A 21,017-nucleotide genomic window follows, 5' to 3' on the forward strand; every position below is an offset into this window, starting at 1 on the left:
TGGCCCCCCGGCTTATGGAGCTGAGGGATTCAGGCGCTGCGGCGGTTTCGAAGAAAGGATTAGGGGTTGCTGCCCCATCCCGCCTGATGAGGTTAATGTCGATTCCGAAAGATATGCTGTCCATCGTCATGCAACCTTCTGCCAAGCTTCGAACTTTCGTTCGTCCTTTAGTCCAATCTGCGGCGGCCCATTTGGGTTTGGTATGCTGAGCTGTGTCAGTGTACCCTTGGAAGCAAATTGATGGGAGCCGTGGGTAGTACTTTCTATCAGCGCCCTTGGAACATCATAATCAATACTCGGATTGCCCGCAAGCTGCGTGTCCGGGTTCCACGGCACTCGAATCATAAGCTCTTCCACGTAGCTTGCCTCAATTTTTCTTAGCATCTCGTAAAAGTCGGCGCTGGGCTTCTCAACGGCCAGCCCGAGTTCGGACGCCTCCCGTCGGTTGATCGCGTGATCGTGACTTCCTGACTCGCTGCAAAGAAAGGAGACGATCTTCTCAGCCTGTTGCAATTCGACCTTCTGATGCTCGAGCAGCCGTTTAGCGAGATCGCGAATTTGCTGACGGGTGCGGTAAATCTGCCCAAGGACAAGCGGATGGATTTGGGCGCTTAGATTGTTCCAGATCGACGCGAGTGCGTTCGCGTCGGTGATCCCAAGCTCAGACTGGGCTACGTTCAGGTAACCCTGTATAGCTTCTACGCTCACAGCCGCTCGGTGAGGCGATCCGGGAATTTGAGGTCCTAGCGGGCTGTTCAAGCTGGGATCAATGGGCCCAAGAACGGCCTGCTTAGTCATAACGATACGGTTAGCGCCGAGCGATATCAGGGTGCCGGCGCTCAGCGCCCGTGAGGGAACTACAACTTCCAGTTCATCGCAAAATGTCCGGAGGAGATTAACTAGCTGCCAAGCGATAGCGGTGTTCCCGCCCTTAGTGTGCAGTATCAGAGAAATGCGATTGGCTGGCCACATCGTATCGAGGTGATCGACCACCATGTCGATCACATCTGAAATCTGCGTCTCCATCCCTGGTCGATCACCGGTCACGTACAGTAAGGCGCGAGAGCTGCGCTCCTGTTCGATTTGCTCCAGCAGGCTCTTTCGAACCGAATAATCGCTCACTACCCGAAGCCCCTCCCTGAAAAGTTACAGGTGGTTGCCAGCGGGGGAGGCAAGGAGTCAAGGATCGTTAGCGCAGGGCGTTTTTCAGAAATCATCGTCTCTCGGTCGTGGTGATCCGCTAAACCCGGCTTCTTCGTTCTGGTGCTTATCTTGTGATTATCCACACTGGGAGCCATGCGCTCGACCAGCTTTGTGTCCGGCTAAACCATTGAAACAATGGCAGGGGCAGCAGGATTCGAACCCGCGACCCTCGGTTTTGGAGACCGATGCTCTACCAGCTGAGCTATACCCCTAGGCCGGAGTGCGCCCTTAGCCGTAACGGGGGGCCGCGCGCAAGGGGATTGCACGATCGATCCCAACATTGTTGTCGCCGCTTGGCTCGGGCCGGAACCCTAGCTTGCAAAGCATCGGCAGGCTGATATGCGAAACGGCGCATGAGCACCGCCCCGTCCCCCGAGGTTCCGCAGCATTATCTGGGCGGCATCGCGCTGCGGCTGCTCGCCATGCTCAGCCTCTCCTTGATGTTCGTGCTCGTGAAGCGGATCGACGCCGCGGGCATCCATATCGTCGAGAGCCTGTTCTGGCGGCAGGCGATCGTGCTGCCGATGCTCGTCGGCTGGGCGCTGACGCGGGGCGGCCTTGCCATCTATCGCACCCACCGGATCGGCACCCATGCGCGGCGAGCGATGATGGGGCTGACCGGCATGGCGCTCAACTTCGGCGGGATGATCTTTTTGCCCATGGCCGAGGCGACGACGATCAACCTGTCGGTGCCGATCTTCGCGGTGATCTTTGCCGCGCTGTTCCTCCGCGAGCCAACGGGGTGGCAGCGGTGGAGCGCCGTGCTGGTCGGTTTCCTTGGCGTCCTGCTCGTCCTCAATCCGACGACGCTCGTCGCGCAGGGCTTCACCGGCCATCACGGGCTCGGCACGCTGATTGCGCTCGGCGGGGCGGTGATGACCGCGCTGATCACGATCCAGGTCCGCGATCTGGCGCGCACCGAAAGTCCGATGACGATCGTCTTCTGGTTCAGTCTGATCTCGATGCTCCCGCTCGGTCTGGCGCTGCCGTTCGTGATGACCGCGCATGGCGCCGGCGAATGGGCGTTGCTGATCGGGCTCGGCCTGCTCGGTGCAGTGGTGCAATTGTCGCTGACCGGCGCGCTGCGCCTCGCGCCTGTCGCGGTGGTGACGCCGATGGATTATTCGAGCCTGCTGTGGTCGATTGCCTGCGGCTGGTTCTTCTTTGGCACCCTGCCTGCGGAGACGACCTGGGTCGGCGCGCCGCTGATCGTCGCGAGCGGGCTGTTCATCGCCTGGCGCGAGCATCGCCTGCATATCGAACGGATGAAGGATATCACCGCATGACCCCGCCCATCCTCTACCATTGCCCCGATGCCCGCTCGCTGCGCTGCCTGTGGGCGGTCGAAGAGGTGGGCGCAGACGTCGACCTGCGCGTCCTGCCCTTTCCGCCGCGCGCCTTTGCGCCCGAATATCGCGCCGTCAATCCGCTGATGACGGTGCCGGGCTGGGTCGAAGGCGGACGGGTGATGACCGAATCCGCGGCCATATGCGAACGCATCGTCGAGGACAGTGCGCTCGAGGTGCGCCGCGACGAAGCGGATTATTGGGACTATCGCAACTGGCTGCACCGCAGCGATGCCACGCTGACCTTCCCGCTCGCGGTCATGATCCGCTACACGCGCGTCGAACCCGCCGAGCGCCGGCTCGCGCAGGCGGTCGACGATTACAAGGCCTTCTTCGGCGGCCGCGCCAAGAGCATCGAGGCGGCGCTCGCCGACGGGCGCGACTGGCTGGTCGCCGGCCGTTTCACCGCCGCCGACATCGTGATCGGCTATGCCGCCTTCCTTGCGACAACGCTGGGCGCGGCCGACGTGCTGGGCGAAGCGACGACGGACTGGCTGCATCGCTGCACTGCCCGCCCCGCCTTCCTTCGCGCCCGCGAACGCCAGCGCACCGACGCGCCGCAGCTATAGCCCCAGCATCAGCTTGGCCATGATATTGCGCTGAATCTCGTTCGACCCGCCATAGATCGACGCGGCGCGACCGTTGAAATAGCGCGCCGAAGCGGTGAGATCGTCTTCGGGTCCGACGAAGGGCAGATTGCTGCCCGGCGCGCGCGCCGCGAACTGGTGCGGCGCCGCGTAGGGACCGGCGATGTCGACCGCCAGTTCCTGTATCCGCTGCTGCGCCTCGGTTCCCTGCACCTTCAGCATCGATGACGCCGGACCGGGGCTGCGCCCGAGCGCGATTGCCGCCATCATCCGCTGCTCGGCGGCATGGATCGCGTGGACATCGGTATAGAGCCGTGCGAAACGCCGCCGGATCGCCGGATCGTCAAGCAAGGTGCCGCCCTCGCCGAAATCGCGCGCCGCCGCGCCGGCCAGCAGGCGATCGAGCGCCGCGGTCAGCCCCGCAGCGTAAGCCGCCGAGCGTTCGAACTCGAGCAGATATTTGGCGACGCCCCACCCCCGATCCTCTTCGCCGAGCCGCCCCGATTGCGGCACGCGGACATTGTCGAAAAAGACCTGGTTGAAATCATGGTCGCCCGACAGCGTCAGGATCGGCCGCACCTCGATCCCCGGCAGCGTCATGTCGAGCAACAGGAAGGTGATGCCCTGTTGCGGGCGGCCGTCACGGCTGGTGCGCACCAGGCAGAACATGCGGTTCGCGAAATGGGCGTGCGTCGTCCAGATCTTCGACCCGGTCAGCACATAATCGTCGCCATCGCGCTCGGCGCGGAGCGACAGGCTGGCAAGATCCGATCCTGCCTGCGGTTCGGAATAGCCCTGGCACCAGAAATCCTCGCCCGACAGGATACGCGGCAGATAATGCGCCTTCTGCTCGGGGGTGCCGAAGCGCATGATGCACGGCGCGACCATGCGCAATCCCATCGGCGACAGGCTGGGCGCGCCGGCAGCGGCGAGTTCGGAATCGAAGATATGCCGCTGTGTCTCGTCCCAGCCGGTCCCGCCATATTCGCGCGGCCAGTGCGGCGCCGCCCAGCCATGGCGATGCAGGATCGCCTGCCACGCCATCGCATGCGGCTTGTCGACGAACACGCTCGTCGCGCGCGCCGCGGCATCGCGCAGATCGTCGGTCAGATTGGCCGCAATCCAGCCGCGAACCTCCTGCCGGAAGGCCTCCAGCCCCTGCCTCTGGATCGGATCGGCCGTCAATTCACCATCCGCTCATAGCCTTCCCAATAAGGGGCGCGGAGATCCTTGCGAAGAATCTTGCCGCTGGCGTTGCGCGGCAGCGCCTCGATCACGTCGACGCTGCGCGGACATTTGAATGGCGCTATGCGCTCGCGCGCCCAGGCAATGATGTCGGCCTCTTCCACCGTCGTCCCGGGCTTGGGCACGACGACCGCCTTGACCGTTTCACCCCATTTGAGATCGGGGATGCCGATCACGGCGACTTCCTGCACCGCCGGGTGGCCGTAGATCGCGCTTTCGACCTCCGCCGGATAGACATTCTCGCCGCCGGTGATGATCATATCCTTCACCCGGTCGTGGATGTAGAGATAACCGTCCTCGTCCATATAGCCGGCGTCGCCGGTGTGGATCCAGCCGTCGCCCGTCATCGTGCGCGCGGTCGCCTCGGGCAGGTTCCAGTAACCGAGCATATTGTTCGAAGAGCGCGTGACAACCTCGCCCACCGCGCCCACGGGCATATCCTGCGCGTCGTCGCCGATGATCCTGATCTCCACGCCGGGCAGCGGCTTGCCCGCCGACCGCATGCGCTTGTTGCCTTCGGGATCATGATCCTCGGGCGGCAGCATGCAGATGGTGCCTGTCGTTTCGGTCATCCCATAAGCCTGGATGAATTCCGCCCCGAACATCTTGATGCACTGGCGCAGCAGTTCGAGCGGGATCGGCGCCGCGCCATAGAGGATATATTTGAGCCGGCTGTAATCGACCGTGCCGCAGCGCGGGTGGAGCAGCAGCATCTGAAGCGCCGCGGGAACGATGAAGAAGCGCGTCACGCCATGCTGTTCGACCGCATCGAAAACCCCGTCGGGATTGAATTCGGCGAGGATGATGCCGGGCAGCCCTGCCGCCAGCGCCATGATCCCAAGCCCCGTTCCGCCGATATGCGCGCAGGGCATCGCGACAAGCACCGCCTCGTCATCGTCCCATTTCGTATAGGCCAGATCGGCGTCGGCCGAGTTTTTCCGCAACGCGAACAAATTGCGGTTCGACAGCACGGCACCTTTGGGACTGCCGGTGGTCCCCGAGGTATAAAGTTGCAGCACGGCATCGTCGGGACCGGACGGGGTGAAGGGCGCGCGCGGCGTCGCGTCGATCAGCGCGCGTGCCTCGGTATCGCCGACGATGCGCGGCGCATGGTCGAGCTTGCCCGCCAACTGATCGGGCACCGCGTCGAAACCGGGGCCGGTGAAGACGATCTTCGCCCGGGTATCGTTGATGATATAGGCCCATTCGACGGGCGAAAGCCGCCAGCCGATCGGCGCCATGACGATCCCGGCGCGCGCGGCGCCAAAGAAGAGCGTGAAATAGAGGTCGCTGTTCTTGCCGATCCACGCGATGCGATCGCCCTTCTCGAGCCCCGCGGCGCGCAGCGCGCTTGCCACGCGCGCCGTCCGCTCCTCAAGCTCGGCATAGGTGAACAATCGGTCCTCTTCGCGCATCGCAATGCGCGACGGCCGGTCGGCGGCCCAGTGGGTGATGAATTCGTCGAAACTGACAAGGTCCGAAACGTCGGCAGCCATCGATCCTCTCTCCTCGAATCGCGTTGCTATTTGCAATCGAGAAGGACGCTAAAGCTTCGGCGGCCAAGGTAAAGCGCCGAACGCCCAACCTGACAGCAGTGACAGCTTGGGCGCGCCGCCGGACTCAGCTGTGTTTGCGGAACAGCAGCATCAAATTGTTCGCCGGCATGGTGCGGCGCTCGGTTAAGCCAAATCCGTGCGGCGCGGCCGCATCGACGACCGCCTCCACTTCGCGCAGCCCCCAGGCGGGATTGCGGCTGCGCAGGCTCTCGTCAAAGGCAAGGTTGCTGTCGGCGGTCGCGACATCGGCTTCGAGATAAGGGCCGTAAAGGATCAGAGGGGCGCCCGATCCCAGCAATCGCGCCGCCCCCGCGAACAAGCCCAGCGTCGCCGCCCACGGGCTGATATGCACCATGTTGATGCACAAGAGGGCATCGGCATGTCCCAGCGGCCAGTCCGGCGCCGATGCGTCGAGGTGCAGCGGCGCGGCGATGTTCGGCAGCCTTGCCTCGGCGCTCCAGGCCGCGATCGAGGCGAGCGCGGCTGGGTCGGGGTCGCTCGCCTGCCAGTCAAGCTTCGGGAAGGCGGCGGCGAAATGGACGGCATGCTCGCCCGAACCGCTCGCCACCTCAAGCACCGTGCCCGACGCGGGGAGCCAGTCGCCGAGCACCGCGGCGATCGTGTCGCGATTGCGCAAGGTTGCGGGGGCATGGCGCTTGTCGCCCTCGCCGCCGTCCGAAGGCGTCCACGGCCCCTTCATCGCCGCGACGAACGCGCTGCCGCGAGCAGGCGCCGGGCGCGCAGCGCGATCTCGACCCGCTGAAAAACGATGAAGCCGAGCGCGAAGGCCATCAGGATATCGGTAACGGCCATCAACCCCGCCTGTCCGTGGCCGGCGACGCCTTCGGCCATGTTGCGCGACACACCCCGGATGAAGATGAGCGCGACGAAGAAGAGCAACGCTGCGGGCGACACGGTCTGGCTGAGTTCATGCGTGTCGGGATCGACCGCAACCTGCATCAACTTGCCGCGCATCCAGCCGAGGCCGCTGCCGACCGCGAGCGCGACAAGGCACCATATCCACACCAGTCCGTGCGGCGGAGCGTTCCAGAAAATGAAACCCAGCAACAGCGCGTAGAAGGTCGGCAATATCCACAGGCGTTCGAGCCGCAACCGCCGTGCCTTGCCGACCGAGCGCAGCCTAAAGAACAGCACGAGCAGAACGACCCCGGCGGGGATCAGATAATGCAGCAGCGGCGACGGGGCGGTTCCGGCGTTCATGACCGCCTCACTTCGCCTTTGCCTGCGCCCGCGCGCGACGTTCGCGCACGATCAGCCACGCCAGCAGCCCGACCGGCCCGACCATCAGCGTCAGGAACAGGAAAGGGAACTGGACGATCCGGCTGAAACCCTTGGCATCGGCATCGCGGGCAATCCACATGCCCGTGAACAGGTCGAAGGCCAGATAATGCGTCCAGCCGAGCGTCGCGCCGCCGGGACTGTCGAATAATTTCATCACCCCCGCCAGCGTCGTGAAATTGCCGCCGCCGGTTCCGCCGGCATCGATCGTGCCGGAGAGGAAGCCGCCGAGCATCACGGCATAGGCGAGGCAGAGCAGGAAGACCCCGGCATAGAGGATCAGCGCCAGCACTTTCGGCCCGCGCGGCGCGAAGGCGAGAAGCAGCCAGCCACCGATCGCCCAATAATTGGCCAGCAGGAAAACGCTATCCCAGCTCATCGCTTTTCCCCTTCAGATCAGTCCGCCGACGCCGAGAAAGATGATTCCGCCGAACAATGCAACCAGCCCCGCCGACAAAATCAGCAGCGTCATTCGCGCCGCGGCCCGCCGCCGCATCACGACGAAGGCGGTGAGCAGCGCGAAACCCAGCGCGATGAGCGGCGCATAGCCGAACACCCAGTGGTGCGCGAGCGCGCGGCGGGGCCGGACGATTTCCCATTGTTCGGCGACAAGGCCGTAGCCGGTTACCGCGGCCAGCCAGATCGCGGCGAAGACGACGAGCGACAAGGCGGCGGCGAGACCGCAGCCGCCCCGGCGCGGCGCGGCACCGCTTTCATCCTCGCCCGCGGCGCGCATCAATCCTCCCAGCGAAGCACCGGCTTGCGCGCCGCCAGCGTCTCGTCGAGCCGCGCGCGCGGCGCGAAATGCGGCGCCGACTTGAGCGCCGGATCGCCGTTCTTTGCGCGAAGCGCGATGCTGCGCAGCGCACCGACGAACTGGTCGAGCACCGCCTTCGATTCGGTCTCGGTGGGTTCGACGAGCATCGCGCCGTGGACGACGAGCGGGAAATAGACCGTCATCGGGTGATAGCCTTCGTCGATCAGTCCCTTGGCGATGTCGAGCGTCGAGAAGCCCTCGGCAAGCCCGCGATCGCTGAACAGCGCCTCGTGCATGCATGGTCCCGACGCGGCGAAGGGCGCATCGAGCACATCCTCCAGGCTGCGCAGGATATAGTTTGCGTTGAGCACCGCATCCTCGGCGACCTGCTTCAGCCCGTCGGCCCCGTGGCTGAGAATATAGGCCAGCGCGCGGGTGAACATGCCCATCTGGCCGTGGAAGGCGGTCATGCGACCGAAGGTGTCGGGGTGCTCGGCGCCCGCGCTTTCTTCCTCGACCAGCTTGAAAGACCCGTCGGCGTAGCGCGCCGAATAGGGGATCGGGCCATAGGGCGCGAGCGCCTTCGACAGCACGACCGGCCCCGAACCGGGACCACCGCCGCCGTGCGGGGTCGAAAAGGTCTTGTGCAGGTTGATGTGCATCGCGTCGATGCCAAGGTCGCCGGGGCGAACCTTGCCGACGATCGCGTTGAAGTTGGCGCCGTCGCAATAGACATAGCCGCCCACCGCGTGCACCGCGTCCGAAATCGCTTTCATGTCGCGTTCGAACAGGCCGCAGGTGTTGGGGTTGGTGATCATCACGCCCGCCACATCGGGGCCGAGCCGCGCCTTGAGCGCCGCGAGATCGACGCGCCCCTCCGCGGTCGCCGGAATATCCTCGACCGTGAAGCCGGCAAAGGCAGCTGTTGCGGGATTGGTCCCATGCGCGCTTTCGGGGACGAGCAGCACCCGCCGGTCCTCGCCGCGCGCTTCGAGCGCCGCCTTGATGCACAGGATCCCGCAAAGCTCGCCGTGCGCGCCCGCCTTGGGCGACATGGCGACGCCGTACATGCCGGTGAGTTCGATCAGCCACACCGCGAGTTCGTTGATGACCGCAAGCGCGCCCTGCACCGTTTCCTGCGGCTGGAGCGGATGCACGTCGGCAAAGCCCGGCATCCGCGCGACCTTTTCGTTGAGGCGCGGGTTATGCTTCATCGTGCAGCTGCCAAGTGGGAAGAGGCCGAGGTCGATCGCATAATTCTGGCGCGACAGGCGCGTATAGTGGCGCACCGTTTCGGACTCGCTGAGCCCCGGCAGGCCGATGGGATCGCGGCGCATCAGCGCGCCGAGATCGGCAGCGGGCGCCGCCTCGTCGAAGTCGACGCCGGTGGTCGCGGTCGAGCCGATCTCGAAGATCAACGGCTCCTCGAGCATCAGCGCGCGGTTGCCGGTAAATGTCGCGGTATCGGCGGCACCACCAGCGCCGTGCATTTCGGGGCGCCAGCCGGCGGGGTTGAGCGCGGTCATGCCAGCACCTCCTTCAGCGCCGCGGCAAAGGCGGCGATATCCTCTTCGGTCGCGGTTTCGGTGACGGCGACGACCAGGCCGTTCGCCAGCGCGTCATTGTCAGGATAAAGGCGCCCGAGCGACACGCCGCCGAGCACGCCCTTTTCGGCGAGCTTGTGAACCGTCGCGCGCGCGTCGACGGGCAGCCGCAGCGTGAATTCGTTGAAGAAGCCGCTGTTGACGACCGACACACCCGGCACTTGCGCCAGTTCCGCCGCTGCCACCTTGGCGCGCCCGTGGTTGATGCCGGCAAGCCGCCGCAACCCCGCTTCGCCGAGCAAGGTCATGTGGATGCTGAAGGCCAGCGCGCAAAGCCCTGCATTGGTGCAGATATTGCTCGTCGCCTTCTCGCGCCGGATATGCTGCTCACGCGTCGACAGTGTCAGAACGAAGCCACGCTTGCCATTGGCATCGACCGTCTCGCCGCACAGCCGCCCCGGCATCTGGCGGACATATTTGGTCTTGCACGCGAACAGGCCCACATAAGGCCCGCCGAACTGGAGCCCGACGCCGATCGCCTGCCCCTCGCCCACCACGATATCGGCGCCCATCTCGCCCGGCGACTTGATGAGGCCCAGGGCAACGGGTTCGGTGACGACCGCGATCAGCAACGCACCGGCCGCCTGGCATGCCGTAGCAAGCACGCTCATGTCGTCGATGCGGCCCAATATATCGGGATATTGAACGACGACGCAGCTTGTATCTTTGTCGACAGCGGCGGCGAGCGCGGCCCAGTCGGTGCCGGCCTCAAGCGTCGGATCGCCGTCGACAAGCTGGTCACCGGTATATTTCGCCATCGTCCGCGCGACACTGCGATAATGGGGATGGAGGCCGGTCGAGAGCAACGCCCTGCCGCGCTTGGTGATGCGCCGCGCCATCACGATCGCCTCCCAGCAGGCAGTCGAGCCGTCGTACATCGACGCATTGGCGACGTCGGTGCCGAACAGACGTGCGACCTGCGTCTGGAACTCGAACAGCATCTGCAGCGTGCCCTGCGCGATTTCGGGCTGATAGGGCGTGTAGGCGGTCAGAAACTCGCCGCGCTGGATCAGATGGTCGACACTCGCCGGCACATGATGGCGATAGGCGCCCGCACCGAGGAAGAAGGGACCGTCGCCGGCGGCGCGATTCTGCCGCGCGAGCGCGGCCATATGGCGCTCGACCGCCAGTTCGCTGGCATGGCCGGGCAGGCCGGCGATCGGGCCGTCGAGCCGCGCTTCGGCAGACACGTCGACGAACAGATCGTCGATCGAGGCAGCACCGACCGCCGCGAGCATCGCGCTGCGGTCATCGGGCGTGAGGGGGAGGTAACGCATGAACTACTCCGTCGAAGAAGCTGATTTTATGGCAAGAAGCTGGGCCAGATCGGGAAGCGACCCGGTAAAGATCGCCGGCCCGCTGTGTGTGGTCTTCACCCAAGGGGCGAGCCAGATGCGAAGCCCCGCATCGCGCACGCGGCGGCAAAAGGCATAATCGTCCGACAACTGCGCCCGCGTGTCGGGTTCGATCATCGGCAGGAAATAGGCATAGGCCTCCTCGCCGATCCCGTGCGCGGCGCGCTCGGCGGGATCGGTGCGAAAGACCAGTTCGGGATGACGCGCGCGCAACCTGTCGAACACGTCGCGGCGGATCATCATCATCCCGCTGCCGACCCGCGTCAGTTCGACCAGATCGGTGAGCGCGAAGGATTGGTCGGGATGCAGGAAATGCAGCGCAAACTCCCCCGAAAAGCGCCCGAGCGCCGCCGGATCGGCGTCACCCAGCCCGGCTTTGGCGGCCAGCGCCGCATTGCGCCAGTTGAGCATCCGCCGCGGACAGGCAGCCCCCAGAATCGCGCAATCGTCGCGGCCGACCATCGCGCGCAGCATCGCGAATACATCCTCGGCGCCGAAGTCGATGTCGGCATCGACGAACAGCATGTGGGTGCAGTCGCTTTCCGCGAAGATCGCGGCGAGCATGTCGCGCGCGCGCGTCACCGACGGCTGGTAGAGGATGAACTCGAACCGCACCGTCAGGCCGATCGCCTGCGCGCGTAACGCAAGGTCGAGCAGCGCGCGGACATAGCTACCCTGCGCCCCGTCATAGATGGGCGTCGCCACCATCAGGCGGCAATTGGCAAGCGCAGGGTCCGTCATGGTCTTGCGGCCTTTCCCCCTCCCGCGACCGGAAGGGGTTTGCGATCACAGATCGGCGATGAAATCCTTGTACGCCTGCGCATTCATCAGCCCGTCGAGCTGGCTCTTGTCGCTGAGCGTCATGCGAAAGAACCAGCCTTCGCCTTCGGGGTCCGAATTGACGAGCGCGGGGTCCTCCTCGAGCTGGCCGTTGCCTTCGGTGACGGTGCCATCGACGGGCGCGTAGACATCGCTCGCCGCCTTCACCGATTCGACCACCGCGGCGTCGCCGCCCTTCGACAGTTCGGCGCCGGTGTCGGGAACCTCGACGAAGACGATGTCGCCGAGCTGGCCCTGCGCGAAGTCGGTGATGCCGACCGTCGCCACATCGCCATCGACATCGATCCATTCATGCTCTTCGGTATAAAAACGCGGCATCGATCAGCCTCCCTGTTTGCGCACGTAACGATGTGGAACGAAGGGCATCGGCGTCACCGTCACGGCGACGCGCTTGCCGCGGACTTCGGCGGCGAGCGCCGTGCCGGGCTCGGACAGGCCGGTGGGCACATAGCCCATCGCTATGGGGGCGCCGACGCTCGGCGCAAAACCGCCCGAGGTGACGACACCGACTTCGCTGTTGCCGTCGAAAATCTTGGCGCCCTCGCGCACTGGCATCTTGCCATCTACGGTCAGGCCGACGCGCTTGCGCGGACTGCCATCGGCAAGATGGCCGAGGATGCGCGCGGCGCCCGGAAAGCCGCCTTCCTCGCGGCGGCGCTTGCTGATCGCAAAGGCCAGATCGCCCTCGACGGGGTCGATGCCCTCGTCAAGGTCGTGGCCGTAGAGCGGCAATCCCGCTTCGAGCCGCAGCGAATCGCGCGCGCCGAGGCCGATCGGTTTTACCGCATCCTGCGCGCACAGCGCATCGGCGAGGGCCGAGACGTCGCTCGCCGGCACCGAAATTTCGAACCCGTCTTCTCCGGTATAGCCCGAACGGCTGATCCCCAGCCGCACGTCGCCCCACAGATAGGGGCCGGCCTGCATGAAGACGAGGCGATCGATGGGAAGAATATCGGGAAATTCGGGAACCACGCCGAGCGCCGTCAGCGCGGCCGCGGCCTTTGGCCCCTGCAGCGCGAGCAGCGCCTGTTCGTCAAGCAGGTTCATCTCGATCTCGTCGGGCAGATGTTCGCGCAGATGCGCGATGTCGTCCCACTTCACTGCGCCATTGACGACCATGTACAGGCCATGCCCCGTATTGGTGACCATCAGATCGTCGAGGATGCCGCCATCGTCGGCGAGCAGCAGCGAGTAGCGCATCCGCCCCGGCTTCAACGCCGAAATATCGCCCGGAACCAGCGCCTCGAGCGCTTCGGCGGCGCCTTCGCCGCTGAACACGAGCTGCCCCATGTGGCTGACGTCGAACAGACCCGCATTGTCGCGCGTCCACAGATGTTCGGCCATGATGCCGTCATACTGGATCGGCATGTGATAGCCGGCGAATTCGACCATCCGCGCGCCCCTTGCACGGTGCCAGGCGTCGAGCGGAAGCGTTTCGATCGCGACCGTTTCGCCCATTTCTTCGGTTTCGCTCATATCGGCCTCCCGTCGTTGACATGACGCGGCGCGGCCCGATGCCGTTCCTTCGCCATGCCCCCTCTGTCACGGGAACCTGAGAGTTTTCGTCCATGCGCCCACGATGACGGGTCGGCATGGAGTTACCCCTTCGGTGGTCCGGGCGACGCCCGAACGCTTTCCAGAGTGTCCGTTCCAGCCGCGCGGTCCGTTGACCTGAGAGTTTCCGGGGCGGTTGCTCCTTCGGTGGCGACGGCCGGTTTCCCTGCCCCCGCGCTCTCCCGCGTGGCCGGTCGAATCTCTTTGAGAGGCTCGACAGACGCCTGAGCCTTGGCGCTCGCCTTCGGCAGAGTCAATCGGCGAGCTGTTGCATCGCGTCATTTTCGTGGACGAACTGTCCCGGCGCCGCGAGCGACGCCGCGGCTACGATCGCGCGCGCCACCGTTTCGGCCGGAATCGAGCGATAGCGGCGCAGCGATCCGTGCAACAGCGCGTCGGTGAGCGGCGCGGCAAGCATCGCCAGCCCCTCGCCAATCCGCTTCGGCCCCCGCCGGTCACCGGTGAGCAGGCCGGGGCGCATCAGGTCGAGCCGCAGGAAATTGAGCGCGCGCAGCGCCTCCTCCACCTCACCCTTCGTCCGCAGATAGAAGTTCGCGCTATGCGCCGCCGCGCCGACGCTGCTGACCGCGATCATGTGCGCCGTCCCCGCCGCCTTCGCCGCACGGGCGCAGGCGAGCAGCAGATCATGATCGACCGCGCGAAACGCGTCCTGCGACCCCGCCTGGCGGATCGTGGTGCCGAGGCAGGAGATCAATATCCCGGGTCGCTCCGCCGCGATGATCTCGGCCCATTCGCCCGGATCGGCGGTCATGGCGCGATGGCCGGCCCCCGCCTCGACCAAGCGGCGCGCCAGCAGGGTAAGCGGCAGGGAATGGCCGCAGCGGGCAACCGCCTGTCCGACAAGCCCCGTCGCTCCGATCAGAAGCGCGCGGGGTGCGGCATCAGACATGCGCCAGCGCCTCGGGCACCGCGGCCCGCCCATTCATCTCAGCAAAGCGATCGATCGCGAATCGGTCGGTCATCCCGGCAATATAGTCGCCGATGTGGCGCACCGTCGCCCCGTCCGTATCGGGCAGCCGCGATGCCCATTCCTCGCCCATCAGCGCAGGATCGTCCCTGTAGGCCGCAAACAGCCCCGAAACGACGGTGCGCGCCGCGTCGGCGGCCGCGATCTGCGACGGATGGTGATAGAGGTTCGCATACATGAAGCGTTTGAGATCGCGCTCCTGCCGCGCCAGCGTATCCGAAAAGCCGCCGAGCGTGCGGCCCGCCGCGCGCACTTCCGCTACGCTCTCCACCCCCGCATCGGCGACATTGGCCTTGGTCGCGGCGATCACGTCGTTGACCATCACGCCGATCTGGTCGCGCACCAGCTCGCGCAGCAACCGGTCGCGCGGCGCGCCCGGAAAGCGGGCTTCGACGAGGCGGAAATTCTCGGCGACGAAGGGCTGCGCCATCAACTGGTCGATCGTCAGCAGTCCCGCGCGCAGGCCGTCGTCGATGTCGTGATTGTCGTACGCGATGTCGTCGGCGACCGCCGCCACCTGCGCCTCCAGGCTGGCATGGCTCGTCAGGTCGAGCGGAAATTCCGCGTCGATTTCCGCCAATGCCCAGCCGGGGTGACGCACCGGACCATTGTGCTTCGCCAACCCCTCCAGCGTCTCCCACGTCAGATTGATGCCATCGAAGCGCGGATAGGGACATTCGAGCCGCGCGAGCGTGCGCAGCGTGTGCCCATTATGATCGAACCCGCCATGCGCCATCATCGCCGCTTTCAGCGCGTCCTCGCCCGCATGACCGAAGGGCGGGTGACCGATGTCATGGGCAAGGCACAAGGCCTCGGTCAGATCTTCGTTCAGCCCCAGCGCCCGGGCGATACCGCGACCAATCTGCGCGACTTCGATGCTGTGCGTCAGCCGGACGCGATAATGGTCGCCGTCGGGCGCGACGAAGACCTGCGTCTTGTGACGCAGCCGGCGGAAAGCGATCGAATGGATGATGCGGTCGCGGTCGCGCTGAAAGGCATCGCGCGGCCCGCGCACGACGCGGCCCGGTTCGTCATGGCGGCGTCCGCGTGTCGCCCTGGGGTCACTCGCACAGGCCGACAATGTCATTTGAAGAGATCGACCTCTTGCCCCGCATCGCTGGTAAAGACGAAACCATCGCCGCCCGCCTTCTTATATTGCGCGAGCCAGTCGGCAGCCGCCTTCTTGTCCTTGAACGGCCCCACGAGCAGGCGGCGGGTGCGGCCCCATTCGGTCGAGCCGCCATCCTTGCCCTTGAACAGCGCGGCATTCTTTTTGGCGAAGCGGTTGAAATCGAAGGCGAGCGCCTTCTGGTTCGACCCCGCCGCAACTTGCACCCAGATGCGCGAGGGATTGGCCTTTTTCTTCGCGGCCTCTTCCTTCGCCTTGGCGTCGGCCTCCGCCTTGGCCTTGGCCGCGGCTTCTTCCTTTTCGCGCTTTGCCGCTTCGGCGGCATCTGCCTTGCGCTTGTCCTCGACCAGCTTGGCAAGCGTATCGGCGCCGACCGCGCCGCTGGTGCGCTCAAGCTCCTCGGGCGGAATCTCGATCGAGCTGACGATCTGCGCCAACGAGGCGAGCGGAGCCGCAGCACTCGGCGCTGGCGTGGTCGTCGCCGACGGCGGCGCAGCGGCAGCGGCCGGCGGCTGGCCGACATCGCTCAGCGAGAAGCCCGGACCGACCGGACCGGCACCGCTGTTCACCGCGACGCCCACCGGTTGGGCCGCCGCTGGCGCCGGTGTCGGCGCGGGAGGCTTCGCTGCCGGGACGGACGGTGTATCAGCACGGCGCACCGGCACGGCGGCTGGCGGCTGCGCCAAGGTCGGCGCAGGCGCTGGCGTGGGCGCAGGTGTCGGCTTCGGGGTCAGCGTCGGAGCCGGTCGCGTCGCCGGTGGCGGCGTGGCAGTGGCCACCTGCACCGGTTTGCCCTTGTCGCCGCGCCGTTTGCTCGGCGTCGAAGTCGGGGAAGGCGCTGGTGTCGGGGCCGGAGCGGCCGCAGCGATCTGCACGGGCTTGCGCACCGGGCCAAGTTCGCCAGCCGGGAAGCGCCCGAAATGCGCGGCGGCGGCCTGCTGCGCCGGATTGAGCCGGTCCATCTGGGTTAGATAGGGCAAAATGCTCTGCGCCAGCAGCGCCGGCATCGTCGCCTTGACGATCTCGGTCGCCTCGTCATTGCGGCCGTTGATCGCTAGGATCATCGCGCGCGACCGCCATGCGGCACGGTCCTGCGTGCGAAGCTGCGGCGTGAGGAGCTGAATCGCGCGGTCGGCCTGCCCCGTGATGCCGAGCGAGATCGCATAGCGGCGGATCACTTCGTCGCTCGGCGCGATCGACAGGGCGAGTTGATAATCGCGCTGCGCCCCATCCTGCTGGCCCAGCAAATCGCGCGCAAGCCCGCGGTCGGCAAGGAATAGCCGCTCGGGGGCGCCGAGAAGCTGCGCCTCGCCGAAATAGTCGAGCGCCCGCGACGGCTTTTCGAGATGGAGCATCGCCGACCCGAGCGCCGCCTTGACCCCGCCGTCGCGCGGGCTCGCCTGCTCGGCACGGGTCAGAAAGCCGAGCGCGGCGCGATAATCCTCCAGCTCGATCGAAGCGCGTCCGGCATCAAGCAGCGCGGCGCTGTCGGCGGCGTTCGAGGCGAGCCGAGCGATCGCCGACGACAGCATCGTCCGCGCGGCGGTGCGTTTTTCCATCGCCGCCTTGGTGGCCGCATCGGGCGGCGTCACCTGAAATGCATGCGCCGCTGCGAAGGGGGCAGCGGACAGGAACAGCAGGCCGAGCGCGCCGACATGAAGTCGAACGCGCCGCGGCCCCGCCGTCAATATGGATCGCCGCATGGGCAAATCATCCCGTGTTCGGGCCGCCTGCCCATCGGGCGGCCGCGATGAACCCTGTTACTGGTTGTTCTGACGGCCCAGGAAGCGCGGAATATCGACTCCGTCTTCCTTGTCGCCTTCTTCGGCAGGGGCCGAACCGCCACGCGACAGACGCGACATGCGTTCGAACAAGGTGCCGCCACCGATCGGCCGCGCAGGCTCGGCCGCGGGGGCCGGGTCGGCAGCCGGCGCGGGCGCCGGTTCGGGTGCATCAAGTACGAGCTCGTCGCTGGTGTCGTCATAGGTCGCGGCGACCTGCGACAGTTCCATCGGCTCTTCCTCGGCCGGCGCCGGTGCTTCGGCCGCGGGAGCATCGCCCAGCGAGAAGCCCGGTGCGGGGTCGGTGTCGACTTCGGGTTCCGCAGCTTGGACCGGCGCTTCCACAGCCGCCGCCTCGACCGGCTCCTCGGCAAAGGGCGCCGGCGCCGGGCTGCGCGCGGGGGCGAAGGAGAAGCTGCGCGCCGCCGGAGCCGCCGGAGCCGCCGCGTCGCCAGAACCGTCGATGCCGGTCGCGACAACCGATACGCGAATCTTGCCTTCCAGCCCTTCGTTGAAGGCGCTGCCCCAGATGATGTTGGCGTCGGGATCGACGAGTTCGCGAATATGGTTCGCCGCTTCGTCGACTTCCATCAGGCGCATGTCTTCGCCGCCGGTGATCGAGATGATCACGCCCTTCGCGCCCGCCATCGACACGCCATCGAGCAGCGGGTTGGCGATCGCCTTCTGCGCAGCTTCGAGCGCGCGACCGTCGCCTTCGGCTTCGCCGGTGCCCATCATCGCCTTGCCCATTTCGCGCATCACGCTGCGCACGTCGGCAAAGTCGAGGTTGATGAGGCCGGGCATGACCATCAGATCGGTGATACCGCGCACGCCCTGCTGGAGCACTTCATCCGCCATGGTGAAGGCTTCCTTGAAGGTCGTGTTCGGGTTGGCGACCAGGAAGAGATTCTGGTTGGGAATGACGATCAGCGTGTCGACATGGTCCTGAAGCTCGGCAATGCCGGCTTCGGCCGACCGCATGCGGCGGTTGCCCTCGAAGGTGAAGGGCTTGGTCACGACGCCGACGGTCAGAATGCCGCGGTCGCGGGCCGCCTTGGCGATGACCGGAGCCGCACCGGTGCCCGTGCCGCCGCCCATGCCGGCCGCGACGAAGCACATATGCGCGCCGTTCAGCGCCTCTTCGACCTGCGCAATGCTTTCCTCGGCCGCCGCCCGGCCGACTTCGGGACGCGAACCCGCACCCAGACCCTGGGTGATCTGCGTTCCGAGCTGGATGCGACGCTCCGCCGGCGAGGCGTTGAGCGCCTGCGCGTCGGTGTTGGCGACGACGAAATCGACGCCCTCGACCTTCGCCGCGATCATGTTCGCGATGGCATTGCCCCCCGCGCCGCCGACGCCGATCACGGCGATACGCGGCTTCAGTTCATCGACCTGCGGCGGGCCAATATTGATGCTCATCAACCAATCTCCCTGTAGCGGCGGACCAACGCCGCTTCCCTCACCTTGCGACCCATTCGGGCGGTAGTCCGGCCGCCCGTCATTGATTTATCGCATTGCACTATTGTGACGCCGGAATCACCCAAAAAATTAACCTTTCGCGCAACCGCGCGTCAGAAACTGCTCTTCAGCGCGGTGATAAGTCGGTTGATGATCGACGACCCCTTGGGACGGTACACATCCTGCGCCATCGTGGGCAGGTCGCGCAGATCCACGGGGTCGGATGCGGCATAAAGAACCAGACCGGCAAGCGTCGCGAAAGCCGGTCCCGAATGGGCATCGGGCAGGCCGTGCAAGCCGCGCGGTCGCCCGACGCGCGCCGCCCGGCCGAGTGCGATCTGGGTATAATCGGCGATGCCTTTCAGATCGGCGCCCCCGCCGACGAGCACGACCTGGCGGCCGATCGGGCCGACGAAGTGAAGATCCTTCAGCGTCCGTCCGATGTCGCCCATCATCTGGTCGAGCCGCTGGCGAATGACCGAGATCAGCTGCGCGCGCGTGATGCGCGGCGCATCGCTGCCCGCGGGCGCGCCGGGATCGAGTTCGATCAAATCATTGTTGTCGCGCGGGCTGGCCGAGGCCGAGCCGTAGAAGCTCTGCAGCCGCTGCGCCTGGCTGCGCCGGATACCGAAGGCCGAGGCGATGTCGTCGGTGATGTCGCTCGCCCCGAACGGCAGCGAAACCATCTCGACGAGCATTCCGCCCGCATAGAGCGATACCGTCGTCACCGCCGCGCCGAGCTCGACAAGCGCCACGCCAAGGTCGCGTTCTTCTTCCGACAGGCAGGCGAGCCCCGCCGCGATCGGCGAGGCGACCACCGCATTGACGTCGAGATGCGCCTGCCGCACCGCGGCTTCCAGATTTCGCACCGGGGCGCCGTCGGCCATGATGATGTGGATGTCGACGCCCAGCCGGTCGGCGTGCAGGCCGATCGGATTCTTGACGCCGGTCAACCCGTCGAGCGTGTAGAGCGCCGGCTGCGCGTGCAGGATCATCCGCCCTTCGGGATCGATCCCCGCGCGCCCGGCGGCGAGCAGATCGTCGATATCTTCCTGTTCGATGCGGTGACCGCCCAATTCGCTCTCGATCGGGGCGACGTCGCTCAAGAGGCTGCCCGCCGAGAAGCTGACCCAGACGTCGTCGATATTGAGACCCGCGATACGCTCGGCCTGTTCGATCGCCTCGCGCACGATATGCTCGGTCTGCTCCATGTCGGCGACATAGCCGCGCTGGACGCCGCGGCTTTCGCGCTGGCCGGTGCCGAGCACGTGCAACTGCCCGTCGGCAGTCTGGCCCGCGATGAGCGCACAGACCTTCCACGACCCGACATCGAGCGCGGTGATAATCTTTTCGATGCGCGGCGGCGCCATCGCTTCTATCCCTCGTTCGCCTGACCCGCCGACACCGCGTCGGCGGCGGCACGCGCGTCGTCGATCTTCGACGGCGCCACCTGCCCTTCGTGCGGCATGCGTAGCACGAAACGGCTGGGGTCGCGCATGTCGAAACGCAGGATGCCGCGGCCAAGGAGGCGGTTCGCCCCGTCCATGTGCGCGAATTTCGCGAGCGCCGCCTTCGCTTCGGTATCGCCTTCGGGCAGCGACAGCGTTTCGCCGCTGCGGAAGCGCAGATCCCAGCGGCGGTTGCCGACCCAGGTCGCGCCCGCGAGCAGTTCCTTGAGCGAACTGGCCTCGGCGAGCAGCGCATCGAGATCCTGCGCGCGCCGATTGGCATTGGGGCCGATGACGAGCGGCAGGTCGGGCATGGTCGCGACCGTCACGGGTTCCAGAACGACCCCGCTGTCGTCGATCAGCGACAGTCGGCCGTCATTCTGCCAGATCGCTGCCGGGGTGCGCTCGACGATATCGACGACCAGCGTATCGGGCAGGCGGCGCGACACGCGCGCATCCTTGATCCAGCCATACTGCATCAGGTCGCGGCGCACATCGTCAAGCTCGACCGCGGCCATCGAGCGGTCCTTCTGCGCCAGCGCGATATCATAAACCTTCAGCCGGTCGATGCGATCGGCACCGACCACTTCGACCTTCTTTACCTGAAATCCGGCGCGCCCGACCGCCTGCGCCCACTCTTCGTGAATTTTCGCGGTCACACCCGTCACCTCGGCACCGAGCACCAGCACGCCCGCCAGGCCGATACCGATCGTCCAGTTGGCGACGCGCTGAAGCTGCGCCGGGCTGATCGGCAAGGCGTTGATGACCATGTTGAGGCGCGAATGCTTGACCGACCGGCGCCTTTTGGGCGCGCGCGACGGACGGCGCGGCGGCGCCTTCGCGCGTTTGATCCTGGTGCTGCTCATA

General features: G+C 66.1%; 20 protein-coding genes, 1 tRNA gene and 1 riboswitch. Of the genes, 2 read left to right on the plus strand and 19 right to left on the minus strand.

Annotated elements, in window-relative coordinates:
- Window positions 1-126: 126 nt before the first annotated feature.
- Window positions 127-1,122: an SDH family Clp fold serine proteinase gene (locus tag MU856_RS11475; protein WP_263587648.1), complete on the minus strand. Its 996-nt coding sequence runs from the start codon at window positions 1,120-1,122 to the stop codon at window positions 127-129.
- A 217-nt stretch (window positions 1,123-1,339) separates the two neighbouring features.
- Window positions 1,340-1,415: transfer RNA gene (locus MU856_RS11480), tRNA-Trp, on the minus strand.
- 141 nt (window positions 1,416-1,556) lie between these two features.
- Here MU856_RS11480 and MU856_RS11485 point away from each other — a divergent pair.
- Window positions 1,557-2,489 carry a DMT family transporter gene (locus tag MU856_RS11485; RefSeq protein WP_062900541.1) on the plus strand — a complete coding sequence of 311 codons (933 nt, stop codon included), beginning with the start codon at window positions 1,557-1,559 and terminating at the stop codon, window positions 2,487-2,489.
- Window positions 2,486-3,118 carry a glutathione S-transferase family protein gene (locus MU856_RS11490; RefSeq protein WP_062900542.1) on the plus strand — a complete coding sequence of 211 codons (633 nt, stop codon included), beginning with the start codon at window positions 2,486-2,488 and terminating at the stop codon, window positions 3,116-3,118. Before MU856_RS11485 ends, MU856_RS11490 begins: the two co-directional genes overlap by 4 nt.
- On the opposite strand, the gene MU856_RS11495 is transcribed toward MU856_RS11490, so the two are convergent.
- From MU856_RS11495 to MU856_RS11575, 17 genes are all read right to left on the minus strand, one after another.
- A complete protein-coding gene (locus MU856_RS11495) occupies window positions 3,113-4,321 on the minus strand; it encodes an acyl-CoA dehydrogenase family protein (RefSeq protein ID WP_186402684.1) in 1,209 nt (402 codons plus the stop codon). The genes MU856_RS11490 and MU856_RS11495 overlap by 6 nt on opposite strands.
- Complete coding sequence (locus MU856_RS11500) at window positions 4,318-5,877, minus strand: fatty acid--CoA ligase (RefSeq protein ID WP_263587649.1); 1,560 nt, start codon at window positions 5,875-5,877, stop codon at window positions 4,318-4,320. Before MU856_RS11500 ends, MU856_RS11495 begins: the two co-directional genes overlap by 4 nt.
- Before the next feature lie 124 nt (window positions 5,878-6,001).
- Window positions 6,002-6,637 carry a DUF938 domain-containing protein gene (locus MU856_RS11505; protein ID WP_186402682.1) on the minus strand — a complete coding sequence of 212 codons (636 nt, stop codon included), beginning with the start codon at window positions 6,635-6,637 and terminating at the stop codon, window positions 6,002-6,004.
- Entirely contained in the window at window positions 6,634-7,158 is a 525-nt protein-coding gene (locus MU856_RS11510; RefSeq protein WP_062900546.1) for a CcdC protein domain-containing protein, read from the minus strand. The genes MU856_RS11505 and MU856_RS11510 overlap by 4 nt, the downstream gene beginning before the upstream one ends.
- A 7-nt stretch (window positions 7,159-7,165) precedes the next feature.
- Complete coding sequence (locus MU856_RS11515; protein WP_058812652.1) at window positions 7,166-7,615, minus strand: ABA4-like family protein; 450 nt, start codon at window positions 7,613-7,615, stop codon at window positions 7,166-7,168.
- 12 nt (window positions 7,616-7,627) lie between these two features.
- Window positions 7,628-7,972: a hypothetical protein gene (locus tag MU856_RS11520; RefSeq protein WP_062900548.1), complete on the minus strand. Its 345-nt coding sequence runs from the start codon at window positions 7,970-7,972 to the stop codon at window positions 7,628-7,630.
- Window positions 7,972-9,519 carry an aminomethyl-transferring glycine dehydrogenase subunit GcvPB gene (gcvPB, locus tag MU856_RS11525; protein WP_186402681.1) on the minus strand — a complete coding sequence of 516 codons (1,548 nt, stop codon included), beginning with the start codon at window positions 9,517-9,519 and terminating at the stop codon, window positions 7,972-7,974. Before gcvPB ends, MU856_RS11520 begins: the two co-directional genes overlap by 1 nt.
- A complete protein-coding gene (gene gcvPA, locus MU856_RS11530) occupies window positions 9,516-10,874 on the minus strand; it encodes an aminomethyl-transferring glycine dehydrogenase subunit GcvPA (RefSeq protein WP_263587650.1) in 1,359 nt (452 codons plus the stop codon). Before gcvPA ends, gcvPB begins: the two co-directional genes overlap by 4 nt.
- 3 nt (window positions 10,875-10,877) lie before the next feature.
- On the minus strand, window positions 10,878-11,693 hold the full coding sequence (locus MU856_RS11535) for a glycosyltransferase family 2 protein (protein ID WP_062900551.1): 816 nt from the start codon (window positions 11,691-11,693) through the stop codon (window positions 10,878-10,880).
- Between the two features lie 45 nt (window positions 11,694-11,738).
- Entirely contained in the window at window positions 11,739-12,110 is a 372-nt protein-coding gene (gene gcvH, locus MU856_RS11540) for a glycine cleavage system protein GcvH (RefSeq protein WP_003039997.1), read from the minus strand.
- A 3-nt stretch (window positions 12,111-12,113) separates the two neighbouring features.
- Window positions 12,114-13,268, minus strand: coding sequence for a glycine cleavage system aminomethyltransferase GcvT (gene gcvT / locus MU856_RS11545; RefSeq protein WP_263587651.1), 1,155 nt, complete (start codon window positions 13,266-13,268; stop codon window positions 12,114-12,116).
- Between the two features lie 173 nt (window positions 13,269-13,441).
- Window positions 13,442-13,541: riboswitch (glycine riboswitch) on the minus strand.
- Between the two features lie 58 nt (window positions 13,542-13,599).
- Window positions 13,600-14,256: an NAD(P)H-binding protein gene (locus MU856_RS11550; protein ID WP_186402677.1), complete on the minus strand. Its 657-nt coding sequence runs from the start codon at window positions 14,254-14,256 to the stop codon at window positions 13,600-13,602.
- Window positions 14,249-15,421: a deoxyguanosinetriphosphate triphosphohydrolase gene (locus MU856_RS11555; RefSeq protein WP_062900554.1), complete on the minus strand. Its 1,173-nt coding sequence runs from the start codon at window positions 15,419-15,421 to the stop codon at window positions 14,249-14,251. The genes MU856_RS11550 and MU856_RS11555 overlap by 8 nt, the downstream gene beginning before the upstream one ends.
- Window positions 15,418-17,166: an SPOR domain-containing protein gene (locus MU856_RS11560; protein ID WP_062900555.1), complete on the minus strand. Its 1,749-nt coding sequence runs from the start codon at window positions 17,164-17,166 to the stop codon at window positions 15,418-15,420. The genes MU856_RS11555 and MU856_RS11560 overlap by 4 nt, the downstream gene beginning before the upstream one ends.
- Window positions 17,167-17,223: 57 nt before the next feature.
- On the minus strand, window positions 17,224-18,663 hold the full coding sequence (gene ftsZ / locus MU856_RS11565; protein ID WP_062900556.1) for a cell division protein FtsZ: 1,440 nt from the start codon (window positions 18,661-18,663) through the stop codon (window positions 17,224-17,226).
- Window positions 18,664-18,815: 152 nt separating this feature from the next.
- The gene (gene ftsA / locus MU856_RS11570; protein ID WP_003040016.1) at window positions 18,816-20,072 is read right to left on the minus strand and encodes a cell division protein FtsA; all 1,257 of its coding nucleotides are present in this window, start codon (window positions 20,070-20,072) and stop codon (window positions 18,816-18,818) included.
- A 5-nt stretch (window positions 20,073-20,077) separates the two neighbouring features.
- Window positions 20,078-21,016: a cell division protein FtsQ/DivIB gene (locus tag MU856_RS11575; RefSeq protein WP_263587652.1), complete on the minus strand. Its 939-nt coding sequence runs from the start codon at window positions 21,014-21,016 to the stop codon at window positions 20,078-20,080.
- Window position 21,017: the final 1 nt, after the last annotated feature.

It is taken from the genome of Sphingopyxis sp. GC21 (assembly GCF_025727575.1).
GTDB classification, from domain to species: domain Bacteria; phylum Pseudomonadota; class Alphaproteobacteria; order Sphingomonadales; family Sphingomonadaceae; genus Sphingopyxis; species Sphingopyxis terrae_A.